Source organism: Streptomyces sp. NPDC101151 (genome assembly GCF_044768335.1).
Lineage (GTDB): Bacteria > Actinomycetota > Actinomycetes > Streptomycetales > Streptomycetaceae > Streptomyces.
Genome location: NZ_JBIWPP010000013.1, coordinates 150,237 through 168,703 on the forward strand (window position 1 = coordinate 150,237; position 18,467 = coordinate 168,703).

Sequence of the window (18,467 nt, forward strand, 5' to 3'; positions counted from 1 at the left end):
ACGGCCGGGGCGACGACCTCCCCGCGCCCGCACGAGCGCCGTGAGGGTGCGGTCAGCGCCCCGCGGCGAGCGCCCGCGTCACGCCCGGCTCCTTCGGTCCGAGGAACCGCGGATCCGGATGGAAGACCGCGTCCAGCGCCGCCTTGCCTGCCGCGAACATCTCGCGCGTGCCACCGTAATACCAGGTCACGTCGTGTTTCGCGGCCACCCCGACCCCGTACGACGCCACACCCGCGGCCTGGCACAGCGCCACCGCCCGCCGGATGTGGAACCCCTGGCTGATCAGCACGGCCCGGTCCACCCCGAAGATCTTCCTGGCCCGGACACAGGAGTCCCAGGTGTCGAAACCGGCGTAGTCGCTGACGATCCGCGCATCCGGCACCCCGTGCTTCCTGAGGTACGCGCGCATGGCGTCCGGCTCGTCGTACTCCTTGCGGCTGTTGTCACCGGTGACCAGCACGACCTTGATCCGGCCCGCCCGGTACAGCTTCGCCGCCGCGTCCAGCCGGTGCGCGAGGTACGGCGAGGGCTCCCCGTCCCACAGCCCGGCCCCGAACACGATGGCGACGTCGGTGCGCGGTGCGTCCGCCGTCGTCCGCAGCCGGTCCGCCGTCGACACGTACAGCCAGGTGGCCGGCAGCAGCGCCAGCACACATCCGGCCATCACGGCCTGCACCAGCCGCCGCTGCCCGGTACGGGTGCGCGGCAGCCGCGGTCGACGGATCTTCATACGGTCCCCCATTGATCGGTTCCGACCAAGGAGGACGCGACGGACACCGATCCGGTTCGCCTCACATCCCGCGTCCGCCCGCGGTGATCCTACGGAAAATACCCGTGACGGCACGGCAACGGCGGCGCAACCTCGAACCGCCAGGATCCTTCCATGACGGCGTCGAACCCTCCTCGCGACGAGTCCCACATCCACCTCGACAGCACGGCGAACCTCATGAACAGCATCAGCAGCCGGCTCGCCGGCCAGCTCAGGCTCGTCTCGCTGAGCGGACGCCGCCGCCCGGCCCCGCCCGCCCTGGTCCTGGTCGCCCACGGCAGCCGCGACCCGCGCGCGCTGAACACCGTACGGGCCCTGATGGACCGGGTCGGCGAACTGCGCCCCGGCCTTCCCCTCCACCTGGGTCACATCGAGCTGAACGAACCCCTGCTCCCCGGCACCCTGGCCGCCCTCGGCGACAGCCCCGCCGTCCTCGTCCCCCTGCTCCTCAGCCGCGGCTACCACGTCAAGCAGGACATCCCCGAGATGGCCGCCGCCGCACCGGCACGCGTGCGCCTGGCCGCCCCGCTCGGCCCGCACCCGCTGGTGGCGGAGACCCTGTACGACCGTCTCGTCGAGGCCGGCTGGCGCACCCGCATGGACGACGCCACACGCCGGACGTGCGCCGTCGTCCTCGCGGCGGCCGGCTCCCGCGACCCCGACTCGGCCACCGACACCCGCCGCACGGCCCGTCTCCTGGCCGCGCGCCTGGGCGTCCCGGTGGTCCCCGCGTACGCCTCGGCGGCGGCCCCGACGGTCCCGACGGCGTTGCGCGCGCTGGCGGCGCGCGGCCGCCACAGAGTCGCAGTCGCTTCCTGCTTCACGGCTCCCGGCCGCTTCGCGACGCAGTGCGCGGACCAGGCACCCTGGATCGCCTCGGCCCCGCTGGGTGCCCACCCGGCGATGGCCCGCCTGATCCTCCACCGCTACGACCGGACTCTCGCGACGCCGGCAACGACAGAGCCGGAACTGGCGTCGGCCTGAAACAGCGGGCGGACGACCCGCCCCGGCAGACGACCGACCGCCCGGCGCCACCCATTTGTCAGTGCCGACGCTTAATGTCGAACCATGGAAGGCACCGCACCCCTCGACGCCTACGACCCGACGTCAGTCGACCGCTGGGCACCCGAACCCGACAAACGCCCAGGCCGCACCGCCTTCCAGCGCGATCGCGCCCGCATCCTGCATTCCGCGGCCCTGCGACGCCTCGCGGGCAAGACCCAGGTGGTCACCCCGGGGACCCGCAGCCAGGCCTGGGACGCCAGTCCCAGAACCCGGCTGACCCACTCCCTGGAGTGCGCCCAGGTCGGCCGGGAGCTGGGCGCGGCCCTCGGCTGCGACCCCGACCTGGTGGAAGCGGCCTGTCTCTCCCACGACCTCGGCCATCCCCCCTTCGGTCACAACGGCGAACAGGCCCTGAACGAGTTCGCCGACGACTGCGGCGGCTTCGAGGGCAACGCCCAGTCCCTGCGACTGCTCACCCGCATCGAGCCCAAGCGCTTCACCGACGAAGGCTCCGTCGGCCTCAACCTCACCCGCGCCGCCCTGGACGCCGCCACCAAGTACCCCTGGCCGCGCGGCGCCCACCCCACCGACCCGGCGTCCCAGAAATTCGGTGTGTACGAGGACGACCGGCCGGTCTTCGACTGGGTCCGCAAGACCGCCCCCGGCACCCGCACCTGCTTCGAGGCCCAGGTCATGGACTGGTCGGACGACGTGGCCTATTCGGTGCACGACGTCGAGGACGGCCTGCACGCGGCCCACGTCGACCCCAACTGCCTGCACGCCGAGCCCGAGCGGCAGGAGGTGTTCGCGGTGGCCGTCGGACGGTACGTCCCCGCGGACACCGACCCGGCCGAACTCGCCGCCGCCCTCGACCGACTCCAGGACCAGGAGTGGTGGCCGCACGGGTACGACGGCACGGCGGTCGCCCAGGCCCGCCTCAAGGACGCCACCAGCCAGCTCATCGGCCGGTTCTGCCTGGCCGCCGAGGTGGCCACCCGCGCCGCGTACGGCAACGGCCGGCTCACCCGCTACGAGGCCGAACTCGTCGTACCCCGCGAGACCCGCATGGAGTGCGCGGTGCTCAAGGCGGTCGCCGACCGGTACGTCATGCAGCGCGCCGAGCAGGAGCGGCTGCGCGCCGACCAGCGGGTGGTCGTCGCCGAGCTGGCCGAGGCGCTCACCGCCCGGGCGCCGGACGGTCTGGAGCCGCAGTTCCGGGCGCTGTTCGAGGGGGCACCCGACGACAACGCGCGCAAGCGGGTGATCGTCGACCAGATCGCTTCCCTCACCGACGCCTCCGCCCGCTCGCTGCACGCGAGACTGACGGGGCATATGTGAAAGGAAAGTGACCCTGGGTGGCCTGATCGGGTCACTCCCTCTTCCCGCATCACGCCGCGTGCGGGACGCTCGCTTGTGGCGGCACCCTTACGAGGAGGCATCAAGTGGTCGACGCGGATCAGACATTCGTCATCGTCGGAGGCGGTCTCGCCGGTGCGAAGGCGGCCGAGACGCTCCGTGCGGAGGGCTTTACCGGCCGGGTGATACTGATCTGCGACGAACGCGACCACCCGTACGAACGCCCGCCGTTGTCCAAGGGCTATCTGCTCGGCAAGGAGGAGCGCGACAGCGTCTTCGTGCACGAGCCTGCCTGGTACGCGCAGAACGACATCGAGCTGCACCTCGGCCAGACCGTCGACCGGATCGACCGCGCCGCGAAGACCGTGCGCTTCGGCGACGACGGCACCCTCGTGCACTACGACAAGCTCCTGCTCGCCACCGGCGCCGAGCCCCGCCGCCTCGACATCCCCGGCACCGGCCTGGCGGGCGTCCACCATCTGCGCCGCCTCGCCCACGCCGAGCGCCTCAAGGGCGTCCTCACCTCCCTCGGCCGGGACAACGGCCACCTGGTGATCGCGGGCGCCGGCTGGATCGGCCTGGAGGTCGCGGCCGCGGCCCGCGAGTACGGTGCCGAGGTCACCGTCATCGAGCCGCTGCCGACCCCGCTGCACAGCGTCCTCGGCCCGGAGCTGGGCAACGTCTTCGGCGAGCTGCACCGCGAGCACGGCGTGCGTTTCCACTTCGGTGGCCGGCTCACCGAGATCGTCGGCCAGGACGGCATGGTCCTCGCGGTGCGCACGGACGACGGCGACGAGCACCCGGCGCACGCCGTCCTCGCGGCCATCGGCGCGGCCCCCCGCATCGGGCTCGCGGAGGCGGCGGGACTGGAGATCGCCGACCGGGTGCACGGCGGCGGTGTCGTGGTGGACGAGCGGCTGCGCACCTCCGACCCCGACATCTACGCGGCCGGCGACGTCGCCTCCTTCCCGTTCACCCTCGCGGACACGCGCATCCGGGTGGAGCACTGGGCGAACGCCCTGAACGGCGGCCCGGCTGCGGCCCGCGCGATGCTCGGCGGGGCCGTCACCTACGACCGCGTGCCCTACTTCTTCACCGACCAGTACGACCTGGGGATGGAGTACAGCGGATGGTCGCCTCCGGGGACGTACGACCAGGTGGTGATCCGGGGCGACGCGGGCAAGCGGGAGTTCATCGCGTTCTGGGTGAAGGAGGGGAGGGTGCTGGCCGGGATGAACGTGAATGTGTGGGACGTCACAGAGCCGATCCAGAACCTCATCCGTTCCCGGGCCCAGGTGAACACGGAGGCCCTGGCCGACCCGCATGTGCCGCTGGAGAGCCTCACCTCCTGAGCACCAGGACTGTCGGTCCTGCCCCGTAGAATCACCTCGTGGCAGGACGGATCAACGACGAGGACGTGAAGGCGGTACGGGACGCGGTCCCGATCGACGCCGTGGTCTCCGAGTACCTCCAGCTGCGCAACGCCGGTGGCGGCAACCTCAAGGGACTGTGCCCCTTCCACGACGAGAAGTCGCCGTCCTTCCAGGTCAGCCCGAGCAAGGGACTCTTCCACTGCTTCGGCTGCCAGGAGGGCGGCGACACCATCACCTTCGTCATGAAGGTGGACCACCTCTCCTTCTCGGAGGCGGTCGAGCGCCTCGCCGCCCAGGCCGGCATCACGCTGCGCTACGAGGAGGGCGGATACAACCCCGCTCACCAGCGCGGCGAGCGCATCCGTCTGGTCGAGGCGCACAAGATCGCCGCCCAGTGGTACGCCGAGCAGCTCGCCACCAGCCCCGAGGCCGAGACCGGCCGGGTCTTCCTCGCCGATCGCGGGTTCGACCAGGCCGCCGCCGTGCACTTCGGCGTCGGCTACAGCCCCCAGGGCTGGGACCACCTCACCCGCTTTCTGCGCGGCAAGGGCTTCACCGACAAGGAACTGGTCCTCTCCGGGCTTTCGCAGGAGGGCCGCCGCGGCCCCATCGACCGGTTCCGGGGCCGGCTGATGTGGCCCATCCGGGACATCGGCGGCGAGGTCGTCGGCTTCGGCGCCCGCAAGCTGTACGAGGCGGACAACGGCCCGAAGTACCTGAACACGCCCGACACGGCGATCTACAAGAAGTCCCAGGTGCTGTACGGCATCGACCTCGCCAAGCAGCACATCGCCAAGATCAGCCGAGCCGTGGTCGTCGAGGGCTACACGGACGTCATGGCCTGCCACCTCGCCGGAGTCACTACCGCCATCGCGACCTGCGGCACGGCCTTCGGCGGCGACCACATCAAGATCCTCCGCCGACTCCTCATGGACAACGGCTCGGCCCGCGTGATCTTCACCTTCGACGGCGACGCGGCCGGCCAGAAGGCGGCCCTGCGCGCCTTCGAGGACGACCAGAAGTTCGCCGCCGAGACCTACATCGCGATCGCGCCCGACGGCATGGACCCCTGTGAGCTGCGGCTGGCCAAGGGCGACGAGGCGGTCGCCGACCTGGCCGAACCCCGCACCCCGCTCTTCGAGTTCGCACTGCGCCAGATCGTGAGCCGCTACGACCTCGACACCCCCGCCGGCCGCGCGGCCGCCCTGGACGAGGCCGCACCGATCGTCGCCCGCATCAAGAACAGCGGCGCCCAGCACGAGGTCGCCGTGGAACTCGCCGGCATGCTCGGCATCCTGGACACCCAGTTCGTGGTCAAACGGGTGGCCCAGCTGGCCCGCTGGGCGCGCGAGCGCGGCGGCAAGGGCGGCCCGCAGCACCAGGCCCGCACCCCCCAGCAGCAGTGGGAGACCGGCCCCCGCCCCGCCTCCGGCCCGGCCCTCACCCTGCGCAACCCCGTCTACGCGGCCGAGCGCGAACTCCTCAAACTCGCCCTCCAGCGGCCCGAACTGGTCTCCCCGGCCTTCGACGCGTACGGCATCGACGAGTTCACCGCCCCGCCCTACGCCGCCGTGCGCCAGGCGGTCGCGGAGGCGGGCGGCGCCGAGTTCGGCGTCCAGGACTCGCAGGAGTACCTGGTCCGGGTCCGCGAGGCCGCGCCCGACGACACGGTCCGCGCGATGGTCACCGAGCTGGCCGTCGAGCCGATCCTGCGCCGCACCGTGGACGAGACCTACGCCGGCACGGTGCTGGTGCAGATCCGCCGCCGCGCCGTGGAGCGCCGCATCCGCGACATCCAGTCCCAGCTGACCCGCCTGTCCAGCGGCGGCGACCCCGCCCAGCTGGCCGCCGTGCAGAACGAGATGTGGGTCCTCCAGCAGTACGACCGGACGCTGCGCGAGCGGGGCGCGGAAGCGCTCTAGTGCCGCGGCACTAGCCCTCCGGGAAGGCCGGTGTCACCGCCCGCAGCAGGCGGTCCGCGAACTCCCGCTCCCGCTCGGCGAACTGCGGGTACTCGCCGGCGAAGTGGTGCCACTCGACGTACCCGACCGCCTCCACGACGTCCTCCAGCAGGACGCTCTCCCGGTACGGGTACGGCCATTCGCCGGACAGCCGGAACACCTCGTGCAGCAGCTCGTGGGAGAACGGGTGGCGCTCGGCGAGGAGAACCGCGTCATAGAGGTCCTTGCCCTGGGCGTACATGTCGTTGATCACCCACATGAGCTTCCAGGCGAGCGACAGCCCGGGCGTCGCGCCGAGCAGGACCGCGCCCCCGGGCAGCTCCACGGGCCGGGGCTCCTCGGGCAGCTTCTCGTTGAAGACGAAGTCGAGCTGGACATGACCGCCCGGCAGTCCGGGCGCCGACCAGGGCACGACCATGCGCCGGCCGGGCACCCGCTCGTACGTCCAGATGTCCTCCACGACCGCGTCCCGCGCGGAGAAGACGATGCCCTGCTCCCGCGCCTCGGCCGTCGCCTGCGCCGCCCCCGCGATCCCGTGCAGCATCCGGGACGTCCGCTCCTCGTCGATCCCCCAGGTGGCCGGTACGACGACGAAGTCCAGGTCACCGGGCTCACGGGCGGCCTCGCCGAACCAGACCGACATCAGCACGCTGCCGCGCAGCACCAGCGAGTCGGCCCACTCGGAGCCGGCGATCGCGGCCGCCACGAGATGCACCGCCCGCCGGCGGGCGGTGCGCCACGCCTCGCCGCGCGCCGGGTCGGCGAACGCGGGGTCGCCGGCCCGGTAGGCGTTCTGGTACTGCTTCAGGGCCGGTTCGAAGACGGGCCGCTGTACGACGTCGTCACCGGGCACCCAGGCCAGCGTCCTCGGCAGATCCCTCTCCCGGCGGGTCGCTTCGTCCAGCGGCTCCCGGGGAATCTCCGAGTGCTGCCATCCGAAGTGCTTCCATTCGAACTGCTTCGACGTCCCGTTCGTGTCCGCGTTCATGTCCCCGCCTCTCGCGTCGGCCCGTCCTCGAGCCACCCCTCGTCCACCGACTCGTCGCTGTCGTACAGCACGAACTCCCGTTCCACGCACAGCACGTCGAGACCGTCCAGATCGGCCAGCAGCCGTTCAAGCGCCCGCCCCGCGTCCTCGTCGGCCACCCCGCGGCACCGCTGCGTCACGAACCGCTCGTGCCGTCCGCCCCCGTGCACCCGGCGTGCGTTCCACGACAGGTGAGCGCCGTGCGCGACCACCCGCGCGGCCAGCACGCCGAGGTCGGTGTCCGCGTCCAGCAGCAGCTTCACGTGATGCTCGAAGTACTGCCCGGCCCCGCAGGGCCCGCCCGGCACCTCCGGCGCCCACGGCACCGACTCGATCTTCACGCGGACCGGTGCGAATCCGTCCGCCCGCAGCGCCGCCACGGTCCGGGCCGCTCGCGCCGACTCCTCGGGGTACGACGCCGAACCGGCCAGGGTGAGCATCGGCTGGTTCCGCATCCGGCCGCGGGCCAGCACGATGTGCGTCAGCTTCAGAGCGGCGGCATCCGCCCAGCCGCGCAGCCGCTCCGCCTCGGCGGGGTCCGCGCAGGCGACGGTCACATGGGTTTCGTACAGGAGTCCGGACACCGGGGGATCGTCGCAGACCGGCCCGGGCGCGGCACGCGAGTTTCCCGCCCTGGTCACCAGCCGGTCACGGACCGGACGCAAAAAGTCACCGCAAGCCCCTCGTGGCGGGGATGTGTCTTACCCCACACTGGGGGCGGTGCCCGAGTCCACGGAGCGCAGGCCGTCGACTCTCCGCTCCCGAAGTACCGCTGCCGCACACCTTGAGCAGCGATCATCCTGGAGGTCGCCCCCGTGCAGACCCAGACCCTCGCCCAGACCGACAGCAGCGCCGGCGCCACCGCCGACGAGCCGGACGCGGAGCCCGACGTCCTCGTGGCCGTGCCCCCGCAGAGCCGCGCCCCCGGCCACCCGGAGACCAGCCCGGAGCCGGTCCCCGAGGCGGCGGTCGGGCCGGCGCAACCGCCCGCCGAGGCACTGACGGAAGAACCGGACGAGCCCGACGCGCCGGAGGAGGCCGCCGAGCCCGTGGAGGCCCCGGTCGCCGCCCGCGCCGACACCGCAGGGCCCTCCTCGGACCTGTTCCGCCAGTACCTGCGCGAGATCGGCCGTATCCCGCTGCTCACCGCGGCCGAGGAGGTCGAACTCGCCCGCCGGGTCGAGGCCGGGCTGTTCGCCGAGGAGAAGCTGATCACCACCCCCGACCTGGACAGTCAGCTCGCGCTCGACCTGGACCGGCTCGTCGTCATGGGCCGGATGGCCAAGCGCCGCCTCATCGAGGCCAACCTGCGGCTCGTGGTCTCCGTCGCCAAACGGTACGTCGGCCGCGGCCTGACCATGCTCGACCTGGTCCAGGAAGGCAACCTCGGGCTCATCCGGGCCGTGGAGAAGTTCGACTACGCCCGCGGCTACAAGTTCTCCACCTACGCCACCTGGTGGATCCGGCAGGCCATGTCCCGCGCCCTGGCGGACCAGGCCCGCACCATACGCGTCCCCGTACACGTCGTGGAACTGATCAACCGGGTCGTCCGCGTCCAGCGCCGCATGCTGCAGGAGCGCGGCTACGAGCCGACGCCGGAAGAGGTCGCCGCACATCTGGAGCTGGCCCCCGAACGGGTCGGCGAGGTGCTGCGCCTGGCTCAGGAGCCGGTGTCCCTGCACGCCCCGGTCGGCGAGGAGGACGACGTGGCCCTCGGCGACCTCATCGAGGACGGCGACGCCACGAGCCCCGTCGAGTCGGCCGCGTTCCTGCTGCTCCGGGAGCATCTGGAGGCCGTGCTCTCCACCCTCGGCGAACGGGAACGCAAGGTCGTCCAGCTCCGCTACGGCCTGGCCGACGGGCGCCCCCGCACCCTGGAGGAGATAGGCCGCCTCTTCGGCGTGACCCGGGAACGGATACGTCAGATCGAGTCCAAGACCCTGAACAAGCTCAGGGACCACGCCTTCGCCGACCAACTGCGGGGATACCTGGACTGACGAGGGGCCGCCCACCCGAGGTGAGCGACCCCTCCCGACCGTCACCCGGGGATCAGTCGACCTCGGCCACAGCCTGCGCGAACTGGGCCTTGTACAGCCGCGCGTACGCCCCGTCGGCCGCCAGCAGCTCGGCGTGCGCACCCTGTTCGACGATCGAGCCGTTCTCCATCACCAGGATCGTGTCGGCATCCCGGATGGTGGAGAGCCGGTGCGCGATGACGAACGACGTCCGCCCGTCGGCGAGTTTGGCCATCGCCTTCTGGATCAGCACCTCGGTACGGGTGTCCACGGAGCTGGTCGCCTCGTCCAACACCAGGATCGTCGGGTCGGACAGGAACGCCCGCGCGATGGTGATGAGCTGCTTCTCACCGGCGCTGACCCCCGTGCCCTCGTCGTCGATCACGGTGTCGTAACCGTCGGGAAGGGTACGGATGAAGCGGTCCGCGTGGGCCGCGCGCGCGGCCTCCTCGATCTCCGCACGGGTGACCTCGCCCTCCCGTCGCCCGCCACCGCCCTGACCGAGTGCGCTTCGCGCACCCCCTACTACTCCAGCGCCGTACGCGATGTTGTCCGCGATGCTGCCGCCGAACAGCCAGGTGTCCTGCAGCACCATGCCGATCCCGGACCGCAGGTCGTCCCGGGACATCCTGCGGATGTCCACGCCGTCGAGGGTGATCCGCCCGCCGGAGACGTCGTAGAACCGCATCAGCAGGTTGACCAGCGTGGTCTTGCCCGCACCGGTCGGGCCGACGATCGCCACCGTCTGCCCGGGCTCCACCGTCAGCGACAGATCCTCGATCAGCGGCTTCTCCGGGTCGTAGCGGAACGACACATGCTCCAGGCGCACCCGCCCGCGCAGTTCCGCCGGCCGCTCGCCCGGCACCGGATCCGCCTCCTGCTCCTCCGCGTCCAGGAGTTCGAAGATCCGCTCGGCCGAGGCGACACCCGACTGCACCAGATTCGCCATCGACGCGACCTGCGTCAGCGGCATCGAGAACTGCCGCGAGTACTGGATGAACGCCTGCACATCACCGATGGACAGGGCGCCCGACGCGACCCGCAGGCCACCGACGACCGCGACCAGCACATAGTTCAGGTTCGACACGAACATCATCAGCGGCTGCATCACACCGCTGTTGAACTGCGCCTTGAACCCGGCCTCGTACAGCGCGTCGTTCTGCTCGGCGAACTGCTGCGCCGACTCCGCCTGCCGGCCGAACACCTTCACCAGGGTGTGCCCGGTGTACATCTCCTCCACGTGCGCGTTCAGCTTGCCGGTCGTGCGCCACTGCTGCACGAAGTGCGGCTGCGACCGCTTGCCGACCCGGGTGGCGACCACGAACGACAGCGGCACCGTCACCAGCGCGACCAGCGCCAGGATCCAGGAGACCCAGAACATCATCACGAGCACGCCGATGATGGTCAGCACCGAGTTGATCAGCTGGCCCATCGACTGCTGGAGCGTCTGCCCGATGTTGTCGATGTCGTTCGTGGCCCGGGACAGCACCTCGCCGCGCTGACGCTTGTCGAAGTACGACAGCGGCAGCCGCGACAGCTTCGCCTGCACGTCCTCGCGCATCCGGTACATCGTGCGGTTCACGGCCCGGTTGACCAGCCGGGTGGCGACCGCCATCAGCAGACCGGCGACCAGGAAGGTGCCGAGCGCGAGCAGCAGTACGTTCCCGACGGCATCGAAGTCGATGCCCTTGCCGGGCGTGAAGTCGGTGCTCTTCAGCATGTCCGCGACGGTGCCCTGGCCCCGCTCGCGCATCGACTGGAGCACCTGCTCCTTGGAGGCCCCGGCCGGCATCTGCCGGCCGATGATGCCGGCGAACACCAGGTCGGTGGCCCGGCCGAGGATCTTCGGGCCGATCACGCTCAGGCCCACACTGACGACCACGCAGAACAGCAGGCCGTAGATGGTGACCCGTTCGGGCTTGAAATGGGAGACGAGCCGTTTGCCCGACCCCTTGAAGTCCATCGAGCGCTGGTCGGGGCCGCCCCCGGCCATCATGCGTCCCATGGGCCCGGCCATCAGGCTGCCTCCGCTTCCGTGAGCTGGGAGAGCACGATCTCCCGGTAGGTCTCGTTGCCCGCCATCAGCTCGTGGTGCCGGCCCGTGCCGACCACCCGGCCCTCGTCCAGGACGACGATCCGGTCCGCGTCCCGGATGGTCGCCACCCGCTGGGCGACGATGACGACGGTCGCCTCGGCGGTCTCGCGGGACAGCGCCGCGCGCAGCGCGGCGTCCGTCGCGTAGTCGAGCGCGGAGAAGGAGTCGTCGAAGAGGTAGATCTCCGGGCGCTGCACCAGCGTGCGGGCGATGGCCAGCCGCTGCCGCTGACCGCCGGACACATTCGTGCCGCCCTGCGCGATCGGCGCGTTCAGCCCGCCCTCCAGCTTCTGCACGAAGTCCTTGGCCTGCGCCACCTCCAGCGCGTGCCACAGCTCCTCGTCGGTGGCGTCCGGGTTGCCGTAGCGCAGGTTGGTCGCGACCGTCCCCGCGAACAGGTAGGGCTTCTGGGGCACGAGTCCGACGGTCCTCGCGAGCAGCTCTGGGTCGACCTCCTGCACGTCCACGCCGTCGACCAGCACCTCGCCCTCGGTGGCGTCGAACAGCCGCGGGACCAGCCCGAGCAGCGTCGACTTGCCGCTGCCGGTCGAGCCGATCACGGCGGTCGTCTCACCCGGCAGCGCCACCACGTCGACGGCCTTCAGCACCGGCTCCTCGGCACCCGGATAGCGGAAGCCCGCCCCGCGGATCTCCAGATGCCCGTGCCGGCGCAGCTCGGTGACCGGCGTAAGGGGCGGCACCACGCTGGAATCCGTCTCCAGGACCTCCTGGATGCGCTCGGCGCACACCTCCGCGCGCGGCACCATCATGAACATGAAGGTGGCCATCATCACGGACATCACGATCTGCATCAGATAGGCGAGGAACGCGGTCAGATCGCCGATCGCCATCCCGCCGCTGTCGATGCGGTGCGCGCCGAACCACACCACCGCGATCGACGACAGGTTCACCACCGTCATGACGATCGGGAACATCAGCGCGAGCATCCGTCCGGTCGCCAGCTGCATCTCGGTGAGTTCGCCGTTCGCCTTCCCGAACCGGCCCTGCTCGTACTCGTCCCGGACGAAGGCGCGGATCACCCGGTTGCCGGTGATCTGCTCACGCAGCACCCGGTTCACCGTGTCCAGCCGGACCTGCATGGACCGGAACAGCGGCCGCAGCCGGACCACGATCAAAGTCACGGAGATGCCGAGCACGGGAACGACGGCGATGAGCACCGCGGACAGCGGCACGTCCAGGCCGAGAGCCAGCACGATCCCGCCGACGCACATGATGGGCGCCGACACCATCAGGGTGAAGGTCAGCAGGGCCAGCATCTGGACCTGCTGTACGTCATTGGTCGTACGGGTGATGAGAGAGGGCGCCCCGAAGTGACCCATCTCACGGGCGGAGAAGGACTGCACCCGGTCGAAAACGGCGCCTCGCACGTCCCGGCCGAGCGCGGAGGCGGTCCGGGCGCCGTAGTACACGGCTCCGATGTTGCAGACGACCTGTGCCAGCGAGATGCCGATCATCAGGGCGCCGAAGGACAGGATGTAACCCGTATCGCCCTTCACGACACCGTTGTCGATGATGTCCGCGTTCAGTGTGGGCAGGTAGAGGGTGGCGCAGGTCTGCAGGAACTGCAGCAGCACCAGGAGGGCTATGGGTTTCTTGTAGGGCCTGAGATAGGTCCGCAGAAGTCGTATGAGCACGCTACGTCTCTCGGAGTCGGCGATGAGGGCTGGTCGGTGTGCCCTTGGCCCCTATCGTCGGACACTCCACCCGCGTTACCCCAACCGATTAACCCGACAGCGGCGCTCGCGTGATCCCACGGGGCTCCGGAGTAATCCGGCCCATTCCGGCATCAGGGGCGAAACGCCCCCGGGTGGGTCTGCTCCCGTACGGACACGAACTGCTGCCGCACGGCCTGACCCACGGCCAGGTCGTCACCCGGGTCCAGGACCTGCGCGGCCGCGCCCTGCCAGGCCGGCGGATTGCGCGGGTCGAGCGCGCCCTGCGACACGCCGAGCGCCCAGGCGGCCTGCCGGGCCGCGCCGATCGCGGCGTAGTCCGCGGGCTGCGGTACGACGACCTGTGCGCCGAACAGCGAGGGCGCCGCGGCCTGCACGGCGGACAGCTCGGCGGCCTGGCCCAGCAGGAAGATCCGCCGCACGTCCACACCCCGCCCGCGCAGCACGTCGAGCGCGTCGGCGAGCCCGCACAGCATGCCCTCGAACGCGGCCCGCGCCAGATGTTCGGGCCTCATCGACTCGCGCCGCAGGCCCGCGAGGGTCCCGGCGGTGTGCGGGAGACTCGGCGTCCGCTCACCCTCCAGGTAGGGCAGGAGGACCAGCCCGTGCGACCCCGGCGTCGACTTCATCGCCAGGTCGGACAGGCTCTCCAGGTCGGACAGACCGAGGAGTTCGGCGGTGCCGCGCAGGGTGCGTACGGCGTTCAGGGTGGTGACGACCGGCAGATGCATGCCGGTGGCGTCGGCGAGGGAGGTGATCATCCCGGCCTGGTCGGCGAGCGCCTCCGGGTGGACGGCCATCACGGACCCGGAGGCCCCGAGCGAGACGACCGCGTCCCCGAGCCCGATCCCGAGCCCGAACGCGGCGGCCATGGTCTCCCCGGTCCCGGCGGAGATCAGCAGCCCCTCCGGGGTCGTACCGGCCGCGTCCGAGGGACCGATCACCTCGGGCAGCATCGTCTGGTGACCGAGCGCCAGTTCGACCAGGTCGGGCCGGTAGCTGCCGGTGGCGGCGGACCAGTACCCGGTGCCGGAGGCTCCGCCGCGGTCGGTGGTCCTGCGCACGGGCCGCCCGAGCAGCTGCCACACCAGCCAGTCATGGGCCTGCAGCAGGACGGCCGTACGCCGTGCGTTCTCGGGCTCGTTCTTCGCGAGCCAGCGCAGCTTGGTGACCGGCTGCGCGGCCTGGGGCACACACCCCACCGCCTGCGCCCACGCCTCCCGGCCGCCGAGCGCGTCGACCAGATCGGCCGCCGCGACCTGCGCCCGCTTGTCACCGCCGACCAGCGCCGGCCGCACGGTGTTGCCCTGCGCGTCCAGCGGGATCAGCGCGTTCTGCTGCGCGGAGACACCGATGGCCTGCACGCCCTCCAGCAGCCCGCCTCCCGCGGCCTCGCCCAGGGACAGCAGCCAGGCCTGCGGATCGACGTCGCTGGGCCGTGCGGCCCCGTCCGCCGCCTCCACCGGATGCGGCGCATACCCCTGCCTCAGCACGGCTCCCGTGTCCGCGTCACAGACCACGATGCGCGTGAAATCGGGCGAGCTGTCCAACCCGGCGACTATCCCCATGGCGAAAATTCTGCCGCATCGCGGCGCTTGCTTCTGGCCGAGGGCGCCGTTGGGGTCACTCTGCTTCGCCGGGTACGGGTCCGGCCAGGGTCTTTCGTTTGGATCAGGCCGGATCGGGGAGCGGGGTCTGGTGCCGTGCATCGCAAGGCGGAGGAGGGCGTCATGGCGGAGCCATGGCAACCGACGACAACGCGGCGAGGCGCGGCACCAGACCCCGCGAGCCCGGCCTGATCCAAACGAAAGACCCTAGGTGTTGCTGGTGCCCCAGTCGTCCTCGTCGGCGCCGTTGATGGTGCGTTCCCGCAGCGAGCGGACCCGTTGGGCCACGGACTCCGGGACACGGTCGCCGACCTTGTGGCTGACCGTGTGGAAGGCCTTGCCGGCGTACTGGCGGCCCTGCTGGGCGGCGGTCTCGGCGGTGTTGCGTACGGCGGGGTTCTGCGCGATCTGGCGAGCGGACTTCTTCAGCTGCTCGTAGCGCTCGCGTCCGGCCCTTGTGCCGAGTACGTAACCGAGGGCCATTCCGGCGACGAACGTGAGCCGATAGCGCATGGCTGCCACCCTTCCCTTGCCTAGGTCCCTGGTGCGGCGTCGGTGCCGGGGGGATACCGATTGGCGAAGCACCCCCCTGCTTGCGCTAATGTATGTGTCGCAGCGAACGCCCGCCCCCTGGCGAATACCCAGGTAGGTACGTTCGATGCAACGAGGCGATCCTCCGTAGCTCAATTGGCAGAGCAGCCGGCTGTTAACCGGCAGGTTACTGGTTCGAGTCCAGTCGGGGGAGCTTCGATCCTCCGTAGCTCAATTGGCAGAGCAGCCGGCTGTTAACCGGCAGGTTACTGGTTCGAGTCCAGTCGGGGGAGCGCACTGAACAAGGACCCTTCGGGGTCCTTTTTCGTGTCCGTGGGAACCATGGTCCGCGCGCCGAAGTCCTCAAGGTCAGGAAGCAGCGCGGAAGCCGACCATCCGAAGCAGGAGATCGTATGAGCGGCTATGCTGCGGCAGACGGCGCGTACACATGTACGCGACACGCCGCTATGGGGCGGTAGCTCAGCCGGTTAGAGCAGCGGACTCATAATCCGTCGGCCGTGGGTTCGAGTCCCACCCGCCCCACTCTCGCCCGTCGGTGCAGGAACGTTTTCACCTGCGCCACAGTAGGGCCCCCGCCGTCGGAGGGTGGCGACCGGGACGAGGGGCTCGTCCGAGGGCGGCCGGCGCCGCTGAGCGGCTGGACCGTACCGGGAGCGCTCTGTACCCGGCGGCATACTGTGCGCATGGAACGCATAGGGGGGTACCTCGTCGAGCGAAAGCTCGGTGAGGGAGGGATGGGGACCGTCTTTCTCGCGCGGACGCGTGGCGGCCGTGCGGTCGCGCTGAAGATCGCCAGGGCGGAGCTGGCGGCGGACCCGGTCTTCCGTGAGCGGTTCCGCAGGTCGAGGCGGCCCGAGCGGTCGGCGGATTCCACACGGCACCGGTGGTGGACGCGGACATCGACGGTGATCCCCTGTGGCTGGCGACCGCCTACATTCCCGGACCGACCCTCGCGGCGCGGCTGGCCGCCCGGGGCGCGATGGACGAGTCGCAGCTGCGGGCGCTGGCCGCCGCGCTCGCCGAGGCGCTGGAGTCCATCCACTCCTGCGGTCTGGTGCACCGCGATCTCAAGCCCGGCAACATCATCATGGCCGAGGACGGGCCCCGCGTCCTCGACTTCGGCATCGCCCGGGCCGTCGAGTCCACCCGCCTCACCGCGACCGGCACCGCCTTCGGCACGCCCGGCTTCCTCGCCCCCGAGCAAGCCCTAGGCCACGATGTGACCGGCGCCGCCGACGTGTTCGCCCTCGGCGCCGTCCTGGTCGCCGCGGCCGGCGGCAGCGCCTGGGGCGAGGGCACACCGATGGGGCTGATGTACCGCTCCGTCCACGAGCCGCCGAACATGTCCGCCGTCCCCGCCGGGCTGGTGGACCTGGTGGCGGCATGTCTGGCGAAGGACCCCGCGGCCCGGCCGACGCCCACCCGGCTGCTGGATCTGCTGACCGGGGCGCCGCAGGAGCCGGCCGGATCCGCCGGACCGTCGTACGCCCCGACACTCGCCGCACCCGCGCCGCCCACGACGCCCTCACATTCGCCGGCAACGTCGTCCCCGGCTCCCTCGACACCTGCGCACATGCCTCCGCCGCCCGCGGCTCCGCCGCACATCCCGTACGGGTTCGGGCCGCCGATCCCGTACGGTGCGCTGGAGGCCCGTCTCGCCGACCGGGAGGCCCGCGTCGTCGTCAACGCGACCGGGGTGATCCTCGAAGTCGCCGGTGTCGCAGCGGACTTCGAGTGGGCGGAGGTCGCCGGTGTCGTCCGTACGCCCTCCACACGTGGTAGCCGGCTCACGGTGACCGTGCGGTTGTGGGACGGCGGCGAGTACTCCTGTGAGCTCAACGCCCGCCGGTCGGCCCGGCTCGCCGAGTGGATCGCTCAACTCGACCACGTCCTCGGGCAGTACCTGGCCGGCCGCTAGGTCCTGTCGTCAAATTCCCGCCTGCCTCGCGGCGTCATGCACGCTCCCCCACTGCCTTGAGGGCGTGGGCGGTGCCCCCACTCGGCGCACCGGGCGCAGACCCAAGTACATCCAGTACGAGGCTCCGCGCCCGGCACGCCGAGAGCACGCACCTGACGCCGCGAGGCCCGCCCTTCGGGCGGACGACGGGAATGTGACGACAGTACCCAGCCGACCGGTCGACGGGAGTCCGTCAAGCCGTTTCGCCAACAGCGGCACATGACAGATGACTTGGCCCCAACCTGGCTTGGACATGCCCTGTCCTGGGCACGGACCTCCTACCGGGAGCCGCCGTGGGGCGGCGCCGGCAGGAGGAGGGCGTCATGGACCGTCGGATCCGGGTGCGTATCAATCGTCGGCCCGCCGCCCCGCGCGGGCAGGAAATCGACCGCAGGACGCCTTCGGGGCGCATCCTGCCGTACTGATCAGCGGTCGGCTCCGGCCGGTTCGACGAGGCATTTCAGGGGCGCGGGCCGACGATTGCGCACGGCCCAGGCATCGACATGCACGGCCCGCGCAGACGCACACCGGCACAGGCCGTGCCGCGCGGGTCACCTCGGGCAGTGGGTCCCTGCGGCGGGCCACGCCGAGCAGGGCGTGCAGGGGGCGCTCGCTCGCTCGCCCGGTCCCGGGCGCGGACGCCACCGGGCGACGATGCCGACCGGGCGGAGAGGTTCCGTCGGCCGCAGTTCGACCGGCTCGCCCTCCCGCAGCTCCCGGGTGACCGCCGGCCCCGGCAGCAGCCAGACTCCGTGCCCACGCCCGGTGAGCCGCAGCAGCACCGCCACGAGCCCTGGATCACGGCCGGCCGCACCCCGCCGGCAGCTCCGTGCCGAAGCGGTCCGCCGGCATCTCCGAGGTGCACCCGGGCTCGGCCACGAAGTCGTACCGCAGCATCTCCCGGCCACCGTCGGCTCGGCGTCCGCCCTCTGTCCGTGCCGCCCGCGCCGTACTCCAGAGCCGCGCTCACCACGACCGGCTGCGTCCTCGTCGGCATCGGCCTGCCGGCCGTGCGGTCGGCGGCTGCTGGTGGCCAAGGCGACAACCGGGCCCAGT

12 protein-coding genes, 3 tRNA genes and 1 pseudogene are annotated in these 18,467 nt (G+C 71.3%); 9 read left to right on the forward strand and 7 right to left on the reverse strand.

What is annotated here, in order from left to right; genetic code table 11:
• Positions 1–52: 52 nt before the first annotated feature.
• The gene (locus ACIRU3_RS24380) at positions 53–730 is read right to left on the reverse strand and encodes a vancomycin high temperature exclusion protein (protein ID WP_404059815.1); all 678 of its coding nucleotides are present in this window, start codon (positions 728–730) and stop codon (positions 53–55) included.
• 153 nt (positions 731–883) lie between these two features.
• Here ACIRU3_RS24380 and ACIRU3_RS24385 point away from each other — a divergent pair, with 153 nt between their 5' ends.
• The 4 genes from ACIRU3_RS24385 (at position 884) to dnaG (ending at position 6,425) form a co-directional block, all read left to right on the forward strand.
• On the forward strand, positions 884–1,753 hold the full coding sequence (locus ACIRU3_RS24385; protein WP_404059818.1) for a sirohydrochlorin chelatase: 870 nt from the start codon (positions 884–886) through the stop codon (positions 1,751–1,753).
• A gap of 84 nt (positions 1,754–1,837) precedes the next feature.
• Entirely contained in the window at positions 1,838–3,112 is a 1,275-nt protein-coding gene (locus ACIRU3_RS24390) for a deoxyguanosinetriphosphate triphosphohydrolase (protein WP_404059820.1), read from the forward strand.
• A 104-nt stretch (positions 3,113–3,216) separates the two neighbouring features.
• Entirely contained in the window at positions 3,217–4,482 is a 1,266-nt protein-coding gene (locus tag ACIRU3_RS24395) for an NAD(P)/FAD-dependent oxidoreductase (protein WP_404059823.1), read from the forward strand.
• A 38-nt stretch (positions 4,483–4,520) separates the two neighbouring features.
• The gene (gene dnaG, locus ACIRU3_RS24400; protein ID WP_404059826.1) at positions 4,521–6,425 is read left to right on the forward strand and encodes a DNA primase; all 1,905 of its coding nucleotides are present in this window, start codon (positions 4,521–4,523) and stop codon (positions 6,423–6,425) included.
• Positions 6,426–6,435: 10 nt separating this feature from the next.
• Here the strand turns inward: dnaG and ACIRU3_RS24405 are convergent, their stop codons facing one another.
• Positions 6,436–7,452 carry a nucleotidyl transferase AbiEii/AbiGii toxin family protein gene (locus ACIRU3_RS24405; protein ID WP_404059828.1) on the reverse strand — a complete coding sequence of 339 codons (1,017 nt, stop codon included), beginning with the start codon at positions 7,450–7,452 and terminating at the stop codon, positions 6,436–6,438.
• Positions 7,449–8,075: a hypothetical protein gene (locus ACIRU3_RS24410; RefSeq protein WP_404059831.1), complete on the reverse strand. Its 627-nt coding sequence runs from the start codon at positions 8,073–8,075 to the stop codon at positions 7,449–7,451. The genes ACIRU3_RS24405 and ACIRU3_RS24410 overlap by 4 nt, the downstream gene beginning before the upstream one ends.
• A 110-nt stretch (positions 8,076–8,185) precedes the next feature.
• Here ACIRU3_RS24410 and ACIRU3_RS24415 point away from each other — a divergent pair.
• Positions 8,186–9,488 (forward strand): annotated as a pseudogene (locus ACIRU3_RS24415) (sigma-70 family RNA polymerase sigma factor).
• A gap of 52 nt (positions 9,489–9,540) precedes the next feature.
• On the opposite strand, the gene ACIRU3_RS24420 reads toward ACIRU3_RS24415, so the two are convergent.
• The 4 genes from ACIRU3_RS24420 to ACIRU3_RS24435 all read right to left on the reverse strand — a co-directional run bounded on the left by ACIRU3_RS24420 (position 9,541) and on the right by ACIRU3_RS24435 (position 15,415).
• Complete coding sequence (locus ACIRU3_RS24420; RefSeq protein ID WP_404059834.1) at positions 9,541–11,523, reverse strand: ABC transporter ATP-binding protein; 1,983 nt, start codon at positions 11,521–11,523, stop codon at positions 9,541–9,543.
• Positions 11,523–13,256, reverse strand: coding sequence for an ABC transporter ATP-binding protein (locus ACIRU3_RS24425; RefSeq protein ID WP_404059836.1), 1,734 nt, complete (start codon positions 13,254–13,256; stop codon positions 11,523–11,525). Before ACIRU3_RS24425 ends, ACIRU3_RS24420 begins: the two co-directional genes overlap by 1 nt.
• Before the next feature lie 152 nt (positions 13,257–13,408).
• Positions 13,409–14,863 (reverse strand): FGGY family carbohydrate kinase, encoded by a 1,455-nt coding sequence (locus tag ACIRU3_RS24430; protein WP_404059838.1) that lies wholly within the window; start codon positions 14,861–14,863, stop codon positions 13,409–13,411.
• A gap of 246 nt (positions 14,864–15,109) precedes the next feature.
• Positions 15,110–15,415: a YtxH domain-containing protein gene (locus ACIRU3_RS24435; RefSeq protein WP_404059841.1), complete on the reverse strand. Its 306-nt coding sequence runs from the start codon at positions 15,413–15,415 to the stop codon at positions 15,110–15,112.
• Positions 15,416–15,574: 159 nt separating this feature from the next.
• On the opposite strand from ACIRU3_RS24435, the gene ACIRU3_RS24440 reads away from it, so the two are divergent.
• The 4 genes from ACIRU3_RS24440 (at position 15,575) to ACIRU3_RS24455 (ending at position 17,372) form a co-directional block, all read left to right on the forward strand.
• A tRNA-Asn gene (locus tag ACIRU3_RS24440) sits at positions 15,575–15,647 on the forward strand.
• Positions 15,648–15,653: 6 nt separating this feature from the next.
• Positions 15,654–15,726 (forward strand) — tRNA-Asn (locus ACIRU3_RS24445).
• 176 nt (positions 15,727–15,902) lie between these two features.
• A tRNA-Ile gene (locus ACIRU3_RS24450) sits at positions 15,903–15,976 on the forward strand.
• A gap of 361 nt (positions 15,977–16,337) precedes the next feature.
• On the forward strand, positions 16,338–17,372 hold the full coding sequence (locus tag ACIRU3_RS24455) for a protein kinase (RefSeq protein WP_404059844.1): 1,035 nt from the start codon (positions 16,338–16,340) through the stop codon (positions 17,370–17,372).
• Positions 17,373–18,467 lie beyond the last annotated feature (1,095 nt).